Raw genomic sequence first — 18,070 nt, forward strand, 5'->3', positions numbered from 1 at the left:
AAGCTAGGGGCGCGGGCGCGGAAAGCAAAGACGTGGCCGAAGAGAGCGGTGGCGCGCCCGCAGGGCGATCTGCGATCAGGGCCGGAAGCCGCACGTTTATTCCGGCCCGAGGAGCGGGCCGGGCCGCGCCACCGCCGTCAGTGGATGATCTCTTCCTCGCGGACGAACATGTTGGCCCAGGCACGTTCTATCAGTTCGGGCGTCATCTGGTACTGGATGCCCTCGAACTCACATATCGCGATCATCTGGTCGATCAGGAAAATCGGCTGGTAGTTTGCGTACACGTTATTGATTTCCGGATATTTCTTGCGGATCAGATGGACAAGCGACGCCTCGTCGAGCGGCATCTTCTTTTTCTTGGCCACCATTGCGAAGATCTTGAGGAAATCGGCCTGGCAGGGACCGTCGATCTTGATCTTGTAGAAGATGCGGCGGAGGGCGGCCTGGTCGAAGATCTCGTTCGGGTGGAAATTGGTCGAGAAGATCGCAAGCGTGTCGAAGGGCACCTCGAATTTTTCACCCGACTGCAGGGCGAGGATGTCCTTTCCTTCCTCCAGCGGCACGATCCAGCGGTTTATCAGGCTTTGCGGCGGCTCGGATTGGCGGCCAAGGTCATCGACGATGAAGATCCCGCCGGTGGCCTTGAACTGAAGCGGCGCCTGGTATGTCCGGGCCGTGGGGTTGTACACCAGATCAAGCATGTCGAGCGTCAGTTCCCCGCCGGTGATCACGGTCGGACGTTCGCAGCGCACGTAGCGCGCGTCGAATGTGCGGCGCCGGCGCAGGGCGTTGGGGTCGTCCTGTTCCGCTTCTGCCGCGGAATGCACGATGGGGTCGTAAACAGTGATCACCTGGCCGGCGTACTCGATCGCGCGGGGGACATAGATCTTGTCGCCAAGGGCGTCGCGGATGCCATTCGAGATCGAGGACTTGCCGTTACCCGGCGGGCCGTACATCAGGATCGAGCGCCCCGCGCTGACCGCCGGACCCAGGTGATCGAGCAGCGAGTCGGGCAGTACCAGATGCCCCATCGCGCGGGTCAGTTCATCCCGGGTGATCTGGATATTGCGGATTGACTGCCGACGGACCTGCTCGGCGTAAACCGCGAGCGGCACAGGCATGGCGCCGAAATACTCTGACTGGCTGAGCGCGTCGAGGGCGCGGGACTTGCCCGCATCCGTGAGCTGGAAACCCATCTCGTTGCCGGAGTTGGCGTTGAGCGTGCCGGTCGCCTCGAGCAGGCGTTGTTCGCGGGCAGTGTCCACGAGTTCCTGGGTGACGGCGCGCGGCAGGCAGAGCGCGGTGGCGATATCCGAGGCGGTATTGGTATTCTTGCGGAAGATCGTTTTCAGCAGGATGTCGCGCATCATCACCGGGGGGAGGCGCATGTCCTCGATGGTGCTGGGTGGCGGGGGTGGTTGTACCCCGGTTGCAGGGGCTTGCATGTTCATCACGTCGATCCTGTGCTTGCATGGTGCGTCGCGTGGATGATGCCGGCGAAAGATGCAGGAAATGTGGTATCCCCGGGGCAGGTCCGGGGCGGTGCCGGCTCAGGCGCCGTATGCTGCCGCAAGGCCGAGGTAGATCGCCAGGGATCCCCCCAGCGACAGGCCCATTGGGAATTTCTTGCCGCGTGACCAGCTTTCCCAGTCGGGGGCGAGACGGCGCAGGCCGCTGTACTTGGCGATTCGATGGGCGGCGAAGGCGGCAAGCAGGTTGGCGGCCATGATCAGGGTCAGCAATGTGATATCACCGGGGGCGATGAAGGGGGCGGCAGCAGCAACGAACTTGGCGTCGCCCGCCCCCACGAGCCCGCCCGCGTTCAGTGCGATGCCGATCACGAGCGCCGCAGGAAGGTGGGCCAGCCGCCAGCCGTAATCCTCCAGTGGCAGGACCAGCGGACCCACGATCACGAAGATGGCGGCAAGCGTGATCACAGCCGTGTTCCGGATCCGCATCAGCTTGAGATCGGTCCAGGCCACCCAGAGACAGACCGGCAGGACAAAGGGCAGGAACCAGAGGGCCTCGGTGGCGGTTATGTGCATCGGTGGCTCCGGTCCGGTCCCTTGGCGGGCAAATCAATTGACGACGTTGCTTTCGAGCGCGCGCAAGCTGCGGGCGGCTTCCTCGAAATGCTGGGGATGGGTGTCGACCGCTTCCTGAAGAAGCCCGCGACCGGTTGTAACGTCATCCTGCTTGATCGCAGAAAGCCCGAGCGTGTAGAGCAGTTGCGCACGTTCGGTCTGGGTCACCGGCATCACCGGCAGGGTATAATTGCGCTGTGCTCCGCGGGCCAGGACAAGGTTGTTCTTGGCGGTGAACAGCGTTCCGTCAAGGCGTATGGCGTCAGAGAACAGCCTTTCAGCCTCGGCAAATTCGCCGCGCGAAAGTTTGGAATAACCCCAGTTGTTCAGAACTCCGGCAGGGCGGGTCGTCAGACCCGCGGCGGTTTCATAGAAACTGTCGGCGCTTTTCCAGTCCTTGTTGCTGTCGGCGACCATCGCTTCGAGCCGGTAGCGCTTGAAGGTCTCGAAGGTTGGCGGGATGGCATCAAGCACCTTCTCGGCCTCGTCCCAGTCATTGTTCCGGATAAGCGCATCGGCCAGGTTGACACGGTCTTCGTCGGTGGCCTTTTCATGCTTGGTGACTTTTTTCCAGGCGGTTATCGCTTCTGTGTGGCGCTTGGCGCGGATCAGGGATTTGGCCAAGCCGCGCCGAAGGTCGATGCGATCCGGCTGCTCCTGGGTGGTGCGTTGAAAATAGGTCACGGCCTCGTTCGGGTCCGCCGCCGTGAGCATGACGTCGTTGAGATTTGTCTCGTCAACGACATTCACGCCCTGAAAGGCGCGGTCGACATCGTCACCGCTGTCCTTTTCACAGCCAGACACCAGGACCGCGCCAGCGGCGCAGAGCGAAAATAGGATGGGGTGGCGCATTTTTGCGTCCTTTTACTGCCTTCGCCTCGTCATGGTATCTTGCGGATCAGGTAATCGCTGCTGCCCCGCCGTACCAATTTGTAATCTTGTTCCTTGCCAACAACATAACCGGGATTTTCCAATTTTGCGAGGGCCAAGCGAAGATTATCGCGAATCGCGTCACTTTCGCCATTGTCGATCGCGTATGCGTGACGGAAAATCCGGGATGCCTCGGCCGTCTTGCCCCGTTCCATGAGGACGACGCCGAGATTGTTCCAGGTTTCCGGCACGGCATCTTCGCTTTCGATCGCGTCTCTCAACAGGTCCTCGGCCTGACCGAGCCGTCCGAGCGCAAGATTTGCGCTGCCAAGTGCGGCAAGGATATCAGGCGTTATTCCGTGTTCGGACGCGGCGCGGGTAAAAGCCTCGAGCGCCAGTTCGTGTTCGCCCGCGCGCATCATGCGGTGCCCCACGGTCAAGCCGTCCACAGACGTGCCGGAGGGAGCGATACCCGGTGCGTAGGGTCCATTCGAGGGATCGCCCGGGTTACAGCCCGCCAGCGCCAGCGCGATCACCAGAATTGCCCCTGCCCGTGCCATTCGGCCCTGTTTTTTTCGATCCGCGTGTCACTTTGACATTGCCGTGAGTTCCATCAGCCCGATCACCGAAGGCCCCACCAGGATGATAAGAAGTGGGGGAACTGTAAGCGTCATGGTGACCAATGTCATCTTCGTGGGAAGCTTGTTGGCCTTTTCCTCGGCTCGCATGACCCGTTTGTCACGCATTTCGCCGGCGTAGACCCGCAGCGCGTCGGCGATCGACGTGCCGAAACTCTGCGACTGGATCAGAACGGTCACGAAGCTCGATATGTCCTGCACGCCACAACGTTCGGACATTTCTGTCAACACCGAAGGTTTGTCACGGCCCGCTTTGATCTGCTGTGACACGATCTCGTATTCTTCCGAAAGGGCCGGAAAGGACGGTTTGATTTCATGGGCGACGCGTATGATTGCCTGATCGAGTGATTGACCGGCCTCGACACAAATCAGCATCATGTCGAGGCTGTCGGGAAAGCCCTCCTCGATCTCCTCCTGCCGTTTCTGCTGGCGCTTGGTGATCCAGTACTTGGGCAGCATGTAGCCCACGCCACCCGGACCCAGGATATACATCAGTGTCTGCTGGGTCGTCGTGTCGGTACCCGACACGAACATGACGTAGTAAACAACCCCGATAACCAGGAACCCGATCCCGAGCGCGAACTGGGCGAAGTGGAAATAGCGCACGGCATCGCGGCCCCGATAGCCCGCCTGCATCAGCGTGCGCTTCATCTCGGAAAGCTGTTCCTCGTCCTGCGGCTCAAGGAAATTGGCGTATTTGTCGAGCTTTTCATTGCGCCCGCGGCTGCGCAGGGATTGCTGCTTGTCCTTGGACTTGCCTGTGTCCGGCCGGGCGTTCTTCTTGAGTTTGTCAAGCGGATCAGCACGCTGATTGATCATCAGCAGAACCGTCCCGAGGATCAGGAAGACGCCCAGCATGCCGATCGCGATCACCGGGCCGAAGGGGCCCAGCGTCGTGGTCAGCATGTCGATGATCAGGCGCATGGTTTTTCCTTCAGACCTTGATGTTCACGAGGGCACGCATCACGAACAGGTTGGCGACAAGAAACGCCCCGACAGCAAGGCAGGCGGGGATGAAGAAGGGGTGCTCCATCGCCTCGTCATAATAATTCGGGTCCAGCATGTTGATCGCGATCAGCGCGAGCACGGGAAATGCCGACAGGAAGTTGCCTGACCATTTCGCCTCGGCGGTGATCGCCTTGACCCTGCGAAACAGACGGAACCGGGCCCGGATCACCCTGGCGAGACCGGCAAGGATCTCGGCCAGGTTGCCGCCCGATTGCTGCTGGATCGTCACAGCCACGGCCAGAAAGCGCAGGTCCTGCATGTCGAGACGGTTGGACATTTCCTTGAGCGCCTCGCTCATGTCGCGGCCATAGGCGGCTTCGTCGGCGATCATTCCGAATTCGGTCGCCAACGGGTCCGCAACCTCGTTGGCGACGATCGATATGGCCGACGAGAACGGATGCCCCACCTTTAGCGAGCGCACCATCAGTTCGATCGCGTCGGGAAGTTGTTCCTCAAGCAGGGCCGTCCGCTTGCCGGCCTTGATGTTGATCCAAAGGATCACGCCCCCCACGCCCATCCCGACAGAAATCGCCGCGCGCACCGGCACCTCGGTCTCGGTGCCGATGGACAATGCCACGAAGGCCGCCGAGGCCAGCCCGAACATCAGCAGGACAAGCTGTTGCGGCGTGAAAGCGATCGCGGCCTTCTGCGCCTTGCTGGCAAGCATGGAATAAAGCGGTATCCGCTGCGATCGCAGATGCTGCTCCATTTCCTTGCGGAGCTTTTCCATCACCTCCTGCCGGGCGGCGCCCTTTTCCAGCATGTCGAGGCGTCGATTTACCCTGCTGTTGAGGCTGATGGACTTGCCGAAGACCGTCAGGTAGATGCCTTCCACAAGGACCAGCACCCCGACGAAAATAAGGCCATAGATTATGGGTTCCGGGCTGATTGTCATCCCGGTTACTCCGCCGCCACTGGTTCGAAGATGGCAGGCGGCAGGTCGTAGCCCCAAAGCCGGAAACGTTCCGTGAAGTGCGAACGCACCCCCGCGCCGGTGAAGTGGCCGATGATCTTGTTTTCGGGTGTCAGGCCGACACGCTGGAAACGAAATATCTCCTGCATCGAGATCACGTCACCCTCCATCCCGGTGATCTCGGTGATCGAGGTCATGCGGCGCGACCCGTCCTGAAGGCGGCTGGCCTGCACGATCAGGTGCACGGCCGAAGCGATCTGGCTTCGTACCGCCTTGAGCGGCATTTCGATCCCGGCCATTGCGATCATGTTCTCCAGACGGCTGACCGCATCGCGGGCATTGTTGGCGTGGATCGTGGTCATCGAGCCGTCATGGCCGGTGTTCATGGCCTGCAGCATGTCGATAACCTCCTCGCCGCGGGTCTCACCCACGATGATCCGGTCGGGGCGCATCCTGAGCGCGTTCTTGAGGCAGTCCCGCGCGCTCACCTCGCCCTTGCCCTCGACGTTGGGTGGACGGCTTTCCATCCGGCCCACGTGAATCTGCTGAAGCTGCAGTTCGGCCGTGTCCTCGATGGTCAGTATGCGTTCGGAATTGTCGATGAACGACGACAGCGCGTTGAGTGTGGTGGTCTTGCCGGACCCGGTTCCGCCCGAGACGATGATGTTCAGACGGCAGGCCACCGCGGCCTGAAGGTAAGCGGCCATTTCCTCGTTGAAGGCGCCGAAATTCACCAGGTCGTCGATGCCCAGCTTGTCCTTCTTGAATTTCCTGATCGACACGAGGCTTCCATCCACGGCGATCGGCGGGACCATGGCGTTGAAACGTGAACCATCCGCAAGGCGCGCGTCGACATAGGGGTTGGACTCGTCCACCCGGCGGCCAACCGCCGAGACGATCTTGTCGATGATGCGAAGCAGATGCCTTTCATCCTTGAAGGTGACGTCGGAAAGTTCGAGCTGACCGGCGCGTTCGACGAATATCTGCTGCGGACCATTGACGAGAATGTCGTTCACGGTGTCGTCCTGAAGCAATGTCTCCAGCGGCCCGAGTCCGCGAACCTCGTCATAGAGTTCCTGCGTGAGGGTATGGCGTTCCTCGCGGTTGAGCACGATGCTGCGCTCCTCGAGAACCTCGCTGGCGATGGAACTGATCTCGGCGCGCAGATCCGCCTCGCTGGCGGAATCAAGAGCAGAGAGGTTGAGATTGTCCAGAAGGGCGCGGTGCAGGTCCAGCTTGATCTCGGCCAGACGCTCCTTGCGCTTGCGGTCCTTGTCGGCGCTGGCGGGAACAGCCTTGGCCTTCTGCGGTGCGCGCCGCAGGGTCGGCTTGGCCTCGGGCGCCTTTTGCGGGGCGGCCGGTCCGGGCTGATCGTTGGCCGGTTTCGGCGCCGAGGTCTTGACTGCCCCTGGCGTGGATTTCTTGTATCTGGAAAACATGCGTGCCCCTTGTTCTACGCGGCCTCGGCATCATTCTTGCCGATTTCATGCAGCGAAGCGGCGAGCTTCGCGATTTCCCTGCGCAGCGGATTTTTCGGAGCCGATTCTGCCAAGGGCAACCCGTGATCGCCCCCCTGCGCAACCGGCCGCCCGCCATCCGGCAGTTGCAGTTCGATGCCGATTTCGAGGCTCTCCGACATGCGCTTGACCCGTGAGCGTCCGGTCAGGTCGGTGAATTTCGGCGCCCGGTTGAGACAGTATCGCAAACGCTCCAGGGGCAACTCCTCGGCCTTGAGTGCGCGTTTGAAGCGCAGGGTGTTCTGGGCCGACCGCATGTCCATTTCCAGGGTCACGAAATAGAGCTGTGCGGAGCTGAGGACGGCTTCGGACCACTGGACCAGCGTCGAGGGCATATCCACGACCACGTAATCGAAGTGGCGGCGGGCCTGCTCCAGAACCCGGGTGACGTCTTCGGGTGTGATCATGTCGAGGGGCAGCATTTCGGGAGGCGCCGTGAGAACCCACAGCTTGTCCTGGAAACTGACGAGGGCCTGTTTGAACACCTCGTCATCCATCGAGTCGATATCCGACCACATCTCGTAAACCGCTTCGCGGCGGGGCAGGTCGAGGAAGGTCGCCACTGCCCCGTACTGAAGGTCGAGGTCGAGTATGCAGACTTTGGGCGGGTCTTCGGCCGCCACGCTGACCAGTTCCCAGCCAAGATTGACGGCCAGCGTCGAAGCCCCGGTCCCTCCGGCGAGTCCATGCACGCCCAGAAGAACACCCTCTTCGCCCGAGGCATCGGGTGCGGCCACGGTGCTGGCCGGGGCCGGCTCGGGTTTCTGCAGGCGTTCGATGGCCGCCTGCAGCTCGTTCTCCGGCAGTGGATAGGGCACGAATTCATCCGCGCCCTGGCGCAGCAGCTGATGCAGGGCTGCCGGGCTCACGTCCTCGGCGATAAGGATCACCTTGATTCCGCGACTGCGTGCGAGGGTGATTATCTGCCCCAGAAGCGCGATATCAGCCTCGTCGGTTTCGTCGATTGCAAGGGCGACGAACTTGAGGGTGTCGGCCTCTGGCTGGTTGAAGAATGCAAGCGCCTCGGAGAATCCCAGGTCGCCCCAACTTTCGCCGAGGGCGGCCTCCATGTCTTCGATCAGGAGGTCGAAATTCTGGACATCCCTGCTGATCGTGCAGGCGATGATCGGACTCGGATCTGCCTGTTGCATGCCATTACTCGCCATCGAACGTCTGTCCTATCCTGTTTGCCCCCTGCGAAGGGCGCCTCAATTCCGTCTGGGGCCGCAATTTCCTGTCAAATGCGCATTCCCCCGATCGCCGGTCACCTCGACCTCGAGCAAGGGGCTATGGGGCCGGCAGACATCAATGTCGCTGAAAATCTGGGCGATATTTAGGCCAAAAGATCGAATTTGTGGGATCACCAGGGACAAAGAAAAACCCGCCCTTCCGGGCGGGCTCAAGGTGGTCCGGTGACTGTCCGGACTGGGAGAATGGGTTTACTCGCCGCCTTCGCCGGTTGTCGCGCCACCGCCGGTGACCATCTTAAGATCCGAATCCGGTTTGGCGCTTTCGATCGTTTCGCGGTACACGACCTCGGCATAGCGCCCGTCCATGATGACCGGATGCGATTTCAGGAACCCCGAAACCTCGGTGACCGTCCGGCGGTTGCGGCGTTCGCGCCCCTGGGCAACGATCAGCGGCTGGGTTTCGCCGAATGAGACAACGGCCTCCAGCCGGTTGCGGCTGATTCCCTGCGAGGCGAGATAGGAAACGACCGCCCGTGCACGGCGCAGCCCGAGCCGTTTGTTATAGGCGGTCGACCCGACGGCATCGGTATGACCGTAGACGCGGAACCGGACTTCGGGGAATTGCTTGATCCAGGCTGCCTGTTCGCGCAACGTGTCGCGCGCGCCTGCGTCCAGACGCGCGGAATTGAAGGCAAAGTTCACCGTCGTCATGACCTCGGTCGCGAAGCGATTCGAAAGATCGATGGCAAAGACTTTCTCACCACTCATGATCTGGCGATTGTTGGTGTCGGCGGCGCCGAAGCTCCCGCCGTCGAGGATCCCGCCGGCTTCGGAATAGGAGCGATAGACCTCTCCGGACGGTCCTGCACAGGCGGTTAAAAAAGATACGCCTGCAATCGCAACAAGTTGTCTCATGTGCCCCCGCCTCCGTGTCAATCCATCACGTACCCGTAAGAGCCGCTGAAGTCCTGTTTGGCAACCTCGCCGGCCCCGCCCTTTTCGGGGGGCGTCACTTCACGCGCCACACGCCCGTTGAGGAACAGATCCTTTTCGGACGGCAGACGCACCCGGTCCGTTGGCAGGGCCAGCGCCTCGCCCTGTGTCGGCGTGACAAGATGCGCCGTGACGATGATCACCAGTTCCGTCTGGGATCTCTGGAAATCCGCGCTGCGGAAAAGCGCCCCGAGGACGGGTACGTCACCCAGCCAGGGCACCTGCCCGGCGGTGTCGCGGAAATCGTCCTGAAGCAGCCCGGCGATGGCAAAGCTTTCACCGTCGCGCAGCGCCACCGTTGTCGAGGTGTCGCGGCGGCGGAAGGCATCAATCGAAAATCCGCCGGTGGCCGTGATCCCGTTACTGGGATCCAGAGACGAGACGGCCGCGGCCATTTCTAGGTTGATCACCCCGTCGGCCAGCACCCGGGGCACGAAGTTCATTTCGACACCGAATGGTTTGAACTCGATCGTGATCTGATCATTTTCCTGGGCGACGGGAACGGGATATTCGCCGCCAGCAAGGAATTTGGCCTCCTGGCCCGAAAGCGCGGTCAGGTTCGGCTGGGCCAGAGTGCGCACGACGCCCTTGCTTTCAAGGGCTTCCAGAAGAATGCCCACCTGGGTGGAGCCGAAACCGAAGCCGAAGGAAATCGCCCCTTCGACCCCGCTCTGGGTGCCGGCCAGCGGGTTGTTGATGGTGCTGCCACCGTCAAGAAATGTTCCGGTTTCACTCAGGACGCCAACTTCGCCGCCCGGCGCGCTGACCCCCACTGAAGAGCTGAGCTGCTTGGAAACGCTCCGCTGCATCTCGGCGAACCGGACCTTGAGCATCACCTGCTGTTTGCCGGAAACCGTCATCAGGTTCGATACCCGCTCGGGCGCGTAACGCTCGGCAAGATCAAGCGCGCGCTGCATGTCACTGGTGCTTGAAACACTTCCGGAAAGGACGATGCCGTCATTCGCGGTCCTGACCTCGATTTTCTCGTTTGGCAGGATCTGCCTCAGCCGTTCCTTGAACTCGGCGATGTCGTTGGTGACGCGCACCTCGACATTGGTAATCAGCCGCCCGGTTTCGTCCAGCAATGTCAAAGAGGTGCGCCCCGGCGACTTGCCGAGAACGTATATCGTCCGGTCCGAAAGGGTGAAGAAGTCCGCGATGGCCGGATTGGCGATGTTGATCTCGGAAAAAATCACGTCGCTCTCGACGACAACTGCCCGGTTGACCGGGACGTTCAGGTCGCGCGAGGTGCTGCTGCGCATGACATGGATCGTTTGGGCCGCGACCGGCCCAGAAGGCGCCCCGGCAGCCAATGACACCCCCAAAAGGGCAGCCGCGAAAACAGTCAAGATTTTCATGTGACCTGCCTTTTCCGATCACGCCTCAAAAACGGGTCTTTTTGCCCGCTGTTCCCGACACTGTGCGATATTTTCGGATTCTTTGCAACTATCAATGGGTTTTCCTGCATTCTTGCAGTGACCGCTCCACGCAGGATCGGCAAAAACGCAACGGGCTGCGCAATGCGCAGCCACGCGCCGCTACGCTTTCACGGCACATCAATTGGTGCAGGGGATCTGCGTTTCGATCACCTCGGACCCGCGGCGCGTGCGGATCGTGCATACTTCCTTTTTCGGCGCTTCGGGGGCTTCCGGGGCCGCTTCGGCGATGCCCAGAAGCCGCCGCTGATCGACCTCGACCACCTCCGAGACGCTGGTGTCTCCGACTCCGACCAAAGACAGGCTGAGCCGTCCGGTGGCCTGGGCCTGGGCAAGCGCGGCAACCTGTTGCGGGCGGGCCGAAACGGTCACTGTCCGGGCGTCGATGGCGCCGGTGGTGTTCGTGTCCGAGACCTGATCGACCGCGATCAGTTCCATGCCGCCCTCGATGAGCTTGGTCACTTCTCCAGTGGAATCACCTTCGGTCCGAAGCCGCTCTGATCCGACCTTGCCGGTCCAGTAGATATCCACGTAGTCACCGGGCCGCAGGAAGCCCGAAACACCGCTTGACAGATCGACCTTGATCGCGAAGGCGCGCATTCCGCGCTTGAGCTTTGTCGTGATTCCGGCACTGGCGCCGGGTTCGGTGACCTTTGATGCAAGCAGCACCTCGTTCTCGGCCAGGCTGCGCAGCACGGTGCGCGGCTTCTCTTCACCCTCGGGCAGAAGAATTTCAACACTCTCGAACGTGCCTTCGGGCAGCGCATCCACCGGGAACTTGACCCGGCGGACATCCTCTTGGGTGATACGGTCACCATATGCCAGCGGGCGCCCGGCCACGATCACGTCGGTGGTCTTGATCGCCGGAGCGCGTTGCTTGCGTTCCTTTTCAAGCTGGGTCTGATAGGACTGGATGTAATTCTTTGCCATGTAGACGGCAAAACCGGCCAGGCCGAGCCCCAGAACAAGAACAAGTCCGAATACCAAACGCATGTCTATCCTTTCAGGGTAACGCACCCGTTTCCAAACGCCCGTTGCGGGCGCACCTGTCTGGTATTTCAATGCCAACCGAATGTGGCGAAAAAACGGAAACGCGACGGCCCTTTCCGGGCCGGACTTGCCATTCGGATCATTGCACCGAGCGTGTGGACAGGTTGCTTTCGACCTTGCCGCCGAGTGCCTCTATACCCGTCAGCGTGGCGGTGGCACCGCCCGCGGCGAGACCGATCATCGTTGCCGTCAGAACGACCCAGTCCACGGTGACGGCGCCATCTTCATCGGCACCACGAGATTTGAGAAATCCGAACATCTGAAACTGTCTTCCTGTTGCGTCGCATAATTCTAGGCAACGAGCGGAGCGATAGAAAGAGACGGATGATTAAAATGGAGTCCATCCGAGTGAAGGGCGTCGATTTCAAGTGATCTTGGGTGCGAGAGGCCGCAAATCGGGGATTTGCGGCCTCAGGCAATTCCGTCGCAGGTGGTTGCCTGCTATTAGCGAACGGTTTCGTCAGAGACGCCGCTGCTGATGGACGACGCCAGGCCGTCAACGCCGCCTTCGACGGTCGACACGGCTGCAACGCCCAGGCCCACGATGGCTGCGGTCAGCACAACCCAGTCAACAGTAACGGCGCCGTCTTCGTCATTGCGGAAGTTCTTGATGAAGTTGATCATTGTTTGTCCCTCCAAAGGATCAGGTTACTCAGGTTACAACCGCTTCACCGTTCATTGAGCCGTACTCTCTGTTTGGCTCGTTGGCGCCGCGGTATGGGGAGATATAGCCAGCGAATTCAGGCGGGAATTTGGCGCGAATGGCGCCTTTTTGTTGCGGGTTCATTTTTTTGCAAATGCAATCATTAAGGTACTGAAAAACATTAACAAAAAATTACGCGCCGCGTGAATTCGGCTTGAACGGAGTGTCGCGGCAGGCATCCTGGAGGGGTGATTCAGGGTGTTTTCGGCCTGTCACGAGCGACTCGCGCCTTCATGAATCAGGGAAATCGGGATGCGCGGTATGGTAGCAAAAGGCGCGCGGAGCCCAGAGAGCCGCGGCAGATCGCGCGGGCACGGCGCGGTTGGTGCGCCGTGCCCTGGTTGTCAGACGATTGCGGCGTCGGTCGCGGCGCGGAGTTCTTCCTCGGTGACGCCGTCGGCGGTCTCGACTATCCTCAACCCACCCTCGACAACGTCAAGAACGCCCAGGTTGGTGATGATCCTGTTCACCACGCCGGTCCCGGTTAACGGCAGAGTGCATTCCTTGAGCACCTTCGACTGACCGTGCTTGTTGGTGTGGTCCATCACGACGACGACCCGGCGCACCCCGGCAACCAGATCCATCGCGCCGCCCATGCCCTTTACCAGCTTACCGGGGATCATCCAGTTTGCCAGATCACCGTTTCCGGCCACCTCCATCGCGCCGAGTATCGCCATCGCGATCTTGCCGCCCCGGATCATCCCGAAGCTGGTTGCGCTGTCGAAATAGGATGTGTTGGGCAACTCGGTTATCGTCTGCTTGCCGGCATTGATGAGATCGGGGTCCAGCTCGTCCTCGGTGGGGAAAGGTCCCATCCCCAACATCCCGTTTTCAGACTGCAGAGTCACGTGCACGCCCTCGGGGATGAAGTTCGGCACGAGTGTGGGAATACCGATGCCGAGGTTGACGTAGGTTCCGTCTTCAAGCTCCTGTGCCGCGCGCGCGGCCATCTGGTTGCGGTCCCAAGGCATGGCTCAGCCCTCCCTCAAAGTGCGTTTCTCGATACGCTTCTCGTGCTCACCCTGGATCAGGCGGTGCACGTAGATGCCGGGCAGGTGGATGCAGTCCGGGTCGAGGCTGCCTGTCGGCACGATCTCCTCGACCTCCATCACGCAGGTGCGCCCGCACATCGCCGCCGGCGGGTTGAAGTTGCGGGCTGTCTTGCGAAAGATGGCGTTCCCGGTCTCGTCGGCCTTCCAGGCCTTCACGATGGAAAGATCGGCAAAAATCCCGCGTTCCAGAATGTAGGGCTCGCCGTCGAACTCCTTGACCTCCTTGCCCTCGGCGATCTGCGTGCCGTAGCCCGTCTTGGTATAGAAGCCGGGAATGCCCGCCCCGCCAGCGCGCATGCGTTCGGCCAGCGTACCCTGCGGGTTGAATTCCAGTTCCAGATCGCCGGAAAGATATTGCTGCATGAACGTGTCATTCTCGCCCACATAGGAAGACATCATTTTCCTGACCTGACGGGTCTGGAGCAGGATGCCGATGCCGAAGTCGTCAACCCCGGCATTGTTGGACGCGAAAGTGAGGTTCTTCGTGCCGGCCTCCTTGATGGCCTGCAACAGCAGTTCGGGAATGCCGCAGAGGCCGAAGCCACCTGCCGCGATCAACATCCCGTCATGCAGCAGACCGTCGAGTGCATCGGTGGCGTTCGCATATATTTTCTTCATGGAAAACTCCCCTTGAGAGGTATTCGCCACGGGTATGTGCCGGGGCGGCCCCCAAAGTCAACGCGTGGCCGTGCCTGACAACACGGCATAAGGATTTCTACTTAGGTGCCGGCGCCGCTACTTGCGCGCCGTCGCCTTCTTTGCCGGTGCCTTGCGCCCCTTGCCCTTCTTTGCTGCCTTCTCGTCGATCAGGGCAACTGCCATGTCCATGGTCACGTCCGCGGGTTCGGTGCCCTTGGGCAGCGTGGCATTGATCTTGTCCCACTTGACATAGGGCCCGTAGCGGCCGTCCATGACATTGACCGGACCGCCATTGTCAGGATGCTCGCCCAGTTCCTTTAGCGGCTTTGCCGCAGCCCCCCGTCCCTTGCCGCGGCTGGCAGCCTTCTTGGCAAGTTCCTCGACCGCGCGGTTCATGCCGATCGTCCAGGCCTCATCAACCTCCTTGAGATTGGCGTAAAGCCGGCCATGCTTGACGTAAGGCCCGTAACGGCCGATGCCGGCCTCGATCGGTTCGCCATCCTCGGGGTGGTGTCCGATTTCGCGCGGAAGACTCAGCAGCATGAGCGCCTTTTCAAGATCCATGTCCTCGGGTTTCCACCCCTTGGGCAGGGAGGCGCGCGGCGGCTTCTTGTTTTCCTCGGTTGCCTCGCCGCGCTGCACATAGGGGCCAAAACGCCCCGAACGCAGGCTGATCTCGTCGCCCTGATCCTCGCCAAGCACACGATCGCCGGCCTGATCGGCATCCCCGCCGATCGGGCGTGTATAGCGGCATTCGGGGTAATTGCCGCAGCCCACGAAGCCGCCGGTACGGGACGTCTTGAGGTGCAGCCGCCCTTCGCCACAGAGCGGGCAGATACGCGGATCGCCGCCATCCTCGCGCGGCGGATAAAGCTGATCGCTGAGCGCCTCATCCAGAACGTCGAGGACTTCCGTGATCCTCAAATCGCTCGTCTCGGCAATGGCGGCCGAGAAATCACGCCAGAAATTGTTCAGGACTTCCTTGTAATCAGCGTCTCCCGCGCTGACCCTGTCAAGTTCCTCCTCCAGGTTGGCGGTAAATTCGTAGCCCACGTATTTGCGGAAGAAATTGAGCAGGAAGACCGTCACGATCCGGCCCTTGTCCTCGGGGATCAGGCGATTGCCTTCCTTGCGGACGTATTCACGGTCCTGGATCGTGGTGACGATGCTGGCATATGTTGACGGACGGCCAATCCCGAGTTCCTCCATCCGCTTGACCAAAGTCGCCTCGGTGTAGCGCGGCGGCGGCTGGGTGAAATGCTGTTCCGGCGTCACCTCGCGTTTCTCGGCCGGTTCGCCTTCGGCGATCTGGGGCAGGCGATTGTCGTCATCGTCCACGACCGTGTCGTCACGGCCTTCTTCATAAATGCGCAGGAACCCGTCGAAAAGCACCACCTGCCCGGTCGCGCGCAGGCCGACCTGCCGGTCGGCGCTGTTGATCTGCACCGTGGTGCGTTCAAGTCGCGCGGCCTCCATCTGGCAAGCCAGGGTGCGTTTCCAGATCAGATCATAAAGCTTGCGCTGATCGGCGTCTGTGGTCCTGATCGCGGCGGCATCGCGGGTCATCTCGGTGGGACGGATGCATTCATGCGCTTCCTGCGCATTCTTGGCCTTGTTCTTGTACATGCGCGGGGATTTGGGCACGTACTCGGCGCCGAAACGGTCGCGGATGGCATCACGCGCTGCATGTACGGCCTCTGGCGCCATGTCGATTCCGTCGGTCCGCATGTACGTGATGTAACCCGCCTCGTAGAGCCGTTGTGCCGCGCTCATCGCCTGACGGGCGCCCATTCCGAACTTGCGCGATGCCTCCTGCTGGAGGGTCGAGGTCATGAAGGGCGCGGACGGATTCCGGGTGCCCGGCTTGGCCTCGACAGAGGTGACCGACAGGTCGCGACTCCGGATCGCCTGCACGGCCATTTCCGCGCTGGTGCCATTCTCGATGTCGTACTTGTCAAGCTTTTTGCCCGCCAGGGTGACCAGACGGGCGTCGAATTCCTGTCCCCTCGGGGTGGAAAGGCGGGCCTTGACCGACCAGTACTCGCGGGGTTTGAACGCTTCGATCTCCATCTCGCGCTCGACGATGAGCCGCAGGCAGACCGATTGCACCCGCCCCGCGGACTTGGCCCCGGGCAGCTTGCGCCACAGGACCGGGCTGAGGTTGAACCCGACGAGATAGTCGAGTGCCCGGCGGGCCAGATAGGCCTCGACAAGATCCTCGTCGATCCCGCGCGGGTTGGCCATCGCTTCGGTGACCGCCGACTTGGTGATGGCGTTGAAGACAACCCGGCTGACCGGCGTGTCCTTCTTGATCGCCCGGCGCTTGCGCAGCGCCTCTTCAAGGTGCCAGCTGATTGCCTCGCCTTCGCGGTCCGGGTCGGTTGCGAGGATCAGTTCGGGGTCGGACTGGAGCGCGTCGGCGATCGCCTTGACATGTTTGCGACTGTCTGTCCCGACCTCCCATTTCATGTCGAAGCCGGCTTCGGGGTCAACGGATCCGTCCTTCGGCGGAAGATCCCGGACGTGCCCGTAAGACGCCAGTACCGTGTAATCGGACCCAAGATATTTGTTTATTGTCTTTGCCTTGGCTGGCGATTCGACAACGACGACCGGCATGAAAATTCCTTTCGACTCACCACGATATCCGTGGCGGCGGACCATGTGGTGCCGGGGCCGTGAATGTCAATGCAGCGCAACTCGGCGGCTTCATGTCACGATGCCGGGTGATCCGGGCTCACTCAGGCTTCACTTCGAGCGCGATAATAGCCCACCGGGTTGGCGGTGGACGCGCCCCTCGAGCTCGAGCTCCAGAAGGGCCGGTGCAACCCTGTGCGCGGACGCCGAGAGATCGCGGATGAGCTGATCCTCGGCCAATGGAGACGGACCAAGCCGGTCGAGGATGCGGCGGTGCAGTTCCGCGGTTTCACGCAGGCTGCGGGTTTCCGGTGGGGCGTTGGCCTGGGGCGGCGCCGGGCACGCGGGGCGTTGAGGTATTGCACCGGAATCGCATGGTGCTTTGGTGGCGTGATCCCGCGGTGCCGCGGTCTCGAGCGTTTCCAGTACGTCATTGGCGCTGCGCACCAGCAGGGCACCGTCACGGATCAGCATGTTGCACCCGGCGGCGCGGGCATCGAATGGATGACCGGGCACCGCCAGCACCTCGCGGCCCTGATCCAGCGCCGTGCGCGCGGTGATCAGGCTGCCGGATTTCGCCGCCGCCTCCACGACAACCACGGCAAGTGCCATGCCGCTGATGATCCGGTTGCGGCGCGGGAAATGACGTGCCTGAGGCGTGAGTCCCATCGGCTGCTCGGAAATTCTAAGGCCGCCGCGGTCGCAGATGTCGTTGGCCAGACGTGCGTTTTCCGCCGGGTACAGCACGTCAACACCACCTGCCATCACCGCGACGGTGCCGTTTTCGAGCGCCGCCAGATGTGCCGCGGTGTCGATGCCGCGGGCCAGGCCGGAAACGATGACCTTTCCCGCCTCTCCCAGTTCGGCAGACAGCGCGCGCGCCATCCGGGTGCCCAGAGAGGACGCGTTGCGCGCCCCGACGAGCGCGATCGCCGGACGCGGGCAAATTTCGGCTTCACCCACTGCCCAGAGAAGCGGCGGCGGATCGGAAATCCCGCGGAGGGCGATCGGGTAATCAGGGTCAGGCAGGCAAATCATGCGTGCCCCGGCCTTTTTCGCCGCGTCCATTTCCGCCCTCGCGGCGGCGTCGGTTGAGGGATGGTAATCCTTGACGCCGGCGTTCCGGGCGATCGCGGGCAGCGCGTCCAGCGCGGCCGGTGCGCTGCCGTGTTCGGCCATCAGACGGTAGAAGGTGGCCGGCCCGACCCGGCGGGAGCGCAACAGACGAAGCCACGAAGCCCGATCATCTTCCGTGGTGGGTGGGAGTAGGGGGTGAGTGGAAGGATGACTATCCACGGTCAACGCGACTCCGCCTGATTGCAGGACCAGTGATAGAGGCGAGT

General features: G+C 61.7%; 17 protein-coding genes. All 17 read right to left on the reverse strand.

Annotated elements, in window-relative coordinates:
* Positions 1–137 precede the first annotated feature (137 nt).
* The gene (locus DQW77_RS02860) at positions 138–1,451 is read right to left on the reverse strand and encodes an ATPase (protein WP_113256679.1); all 1,314 of its coding nucleotides are present in this window, start codon (positions 1,449–1,451) and stop codon (positions 138–140) included.
* A 99-nt stretch (positions 1,452–1,550) separates the two neighbouring features.
* On the reverse strand, positions 1,551–2,045 hold the full coding sequence (locus tag DQW77_RS02865) for a prepilin peptidase (RefSeq protein WP_113256680.1): 495 nt from the start codon (positions 2,043–2,045) through the stop codon (positions 1,551–1,553).
* 33 nt (positions 2,046–2,078) lie between these two features.
* Positions 2,079–2,936 (reverse strand): lipopolysaccharide assembly protein LapB, encoded by an 858-nt coding sequence (locus tag DQW77_RS02870; protein WP_113256681.1) that lies wholly within the window; start codon positions 2,934–2,936, stop codon positions 2,079–2,081.
* 29 nt (positions 2,937–2,965) lie between these two features.
* Positions 2,966–3,514, reverse strand: coding sequence for a tetratricopeptide repeat protein (locus DQW77_RS02875; RefSeq protein WP_113256682.1), 549 nt, complete (start codon positions 3,512–3,514; stop codon positions 2,966–2,968).
* 27 nt (positions 3,515–3,541) lie between these two features.
* Positions 3,542–4,516 carry a type II secretion system F family protein gene (locus tag DQW77_RS02880; RefSeq protein WP_113256683.1) on the reverse strand — a complete coding sequence of 325 codons (975 nt, stop codon included), beginning with the start codon at positions 4,514–4,516 and terminating at the stop codon, positions 3,542–3,544.
* Positions 4,517–4,526: 10 nt separating this feature from the next.
* On the reverse strand, positions 4,527–5,495 hold the full coding sequence (locus DQW77_RS02885) for a type II secretion system F family protein (RefSeq protein WP_181711182.1): 969 nt from the start codon (positions 5,493–5,495) through the stop codon (positions 4,527–4,529).
* A 5-nt stretch (positions 5,496–5,500) separates the two neighbouring features.
* Positions 5,501–6,952: a CpaF family protein gene (locus DQW77_RS02890; protein ID WP_113256684.1), complete on the reverse strand. Its 1,452-nt coding sequence runs from the start codon at positions 6,950–6,952 to the stop codon at positions 5,501–5,503.
* A 14-nt stretch (positions 6,953–6,966) separates the two neighbouring features.
* Positions 6,967–8,196 carry an AAA family ATPase gene (locus DQW77_RS02895; RefSeq protein ID WP_113256685.1) on the reverse strand — a complete coding sequence of 410 codons (1,230 nt, stop codon included), beginning with the start codon at positions 8,194–8,196 and terminating at the stop codon, positions 6,967–6,969.
* 273 nt (positions 8,197–8,469) lie between these two features.
* Complete coding sequence (locus DQW77_RS02900; RefSeq protein WP_113256686.1) at positions 8,470–9,135, reverse strand: OmpA family protein; 666 nt, start codon at positions 9,133–9,135, stop codon at positions 8,470–8,472.
* Positions 9,136–9,152: 17 nt separating this feature from the next.
* Positions 9,153–10,571, reverse strand: a complete 1,419-nt coding sequence (locus DQW77_RS02905; protein ID WP_113256687.1) for a type II and III secretion system protein family protein — start codon at positions 10,569–10,571, stop codon at positions 9,153–9,155.
* 198 nt (positions 10,572–10,769) lie between these two features.
* Positions 10,770–11,642: a Flp pilus assembly protein CpaB gene (cpaB, locus tag DQW77_RS02910; protein WP_113256688.1), complete on the reverse strand. Its 873-nt coding sequence runs from the start codon at positions 11,640–11,642 to the stop codon at positions 10,770–10,772.
* A 136-nt stretch (positions 11,643–11,778) separates the two neighbouring features.
* Positions 11,779–11,958 carry a hypothetical protein gene (locus tag DQW77_RS02915; protein ID WP_113256689.1) on the reverse strand — a complete coding sequence of 60 codons (180 nt, stop codon included), beginning with the start codon at positions 11,956–11,958 and terminating at the stop codon, positions 11,779–11,781.
* Between the two features lie 185 nt (positions 11,959–12,143).
* Positions 12,144–12,323 carry a Flp family type IVb pilin gene (locus tag DQW77_RS02920; protein WP_113256690.1) on the reverse strand — a complete coding sequence of 60 codons (180 nt, stop codon included), beginning with the start codon at positions 12,321–12,323 and terminating at the stop codon, positions 12,144–12,146.
* A gap of 423 nt (positions 12,324–12,746) precedes the next feature.
* Positions 12,747–13,373: a 3-oxoacid CoA-transferase subunit B gene (locus tag DQW77_RS02925; protein ID WP_113256691.1), complete on the reverse strand. Its 627-nt coding sequence runs from the start codon at positions 13,371–13,373 to the stop codon at positions 12,747–12,749.
* 3 nt (positions 13,374–13,376) lie between these two features.
* On the reverse strand, positions 13,377–14,072 hold the full coding sequence (locus DQW77_RS02930; protein WP_113256692.1) for a CoA transferase subunit A: 696 nt from the start codon (positions 14,070–14,072) through the stop codon (positions 13,377–13,379).
* Between the two features lie 117 nt (positions 14,073–14,189).
* A complete protein-coding gene (topA, locus tag DQW77_RS02935) occupies positions 14,190–16,709 on the reverse strand; it encodes a type I DNA topoisomerase (RefSeq protein ID WP_113256801.1) in 2,520 nt (839 codons plus the stop codon).
* Between the two features lie 129 nt (positions 16,710–16,838).
* The gene (gene dprA / locus DQW77_RS02940) at positions 16,839–18,029 is read right to left on the reverse strand and encodes a DNA-processing protein DprA (protein WP_113256693.1); all 1,191 of its coding nucleotides are present in this window, start codon (positions 18,027–18,029) and stop codon (positions 16,839–16,841) included.
* Positions 18,030–18,070 lie beyond the last annotated feature (41 nt).

The organism is Roseovarius sp. TE539, from assembly GCF_003298505.1.
In the GTDB taxonomy this organism is placed as follows: domain Bacteria; phylum Pseudomonadota; class Alphaproteobacteria; order Rhodobacterales; family Rhodobacteraceae; genus Roseovarius.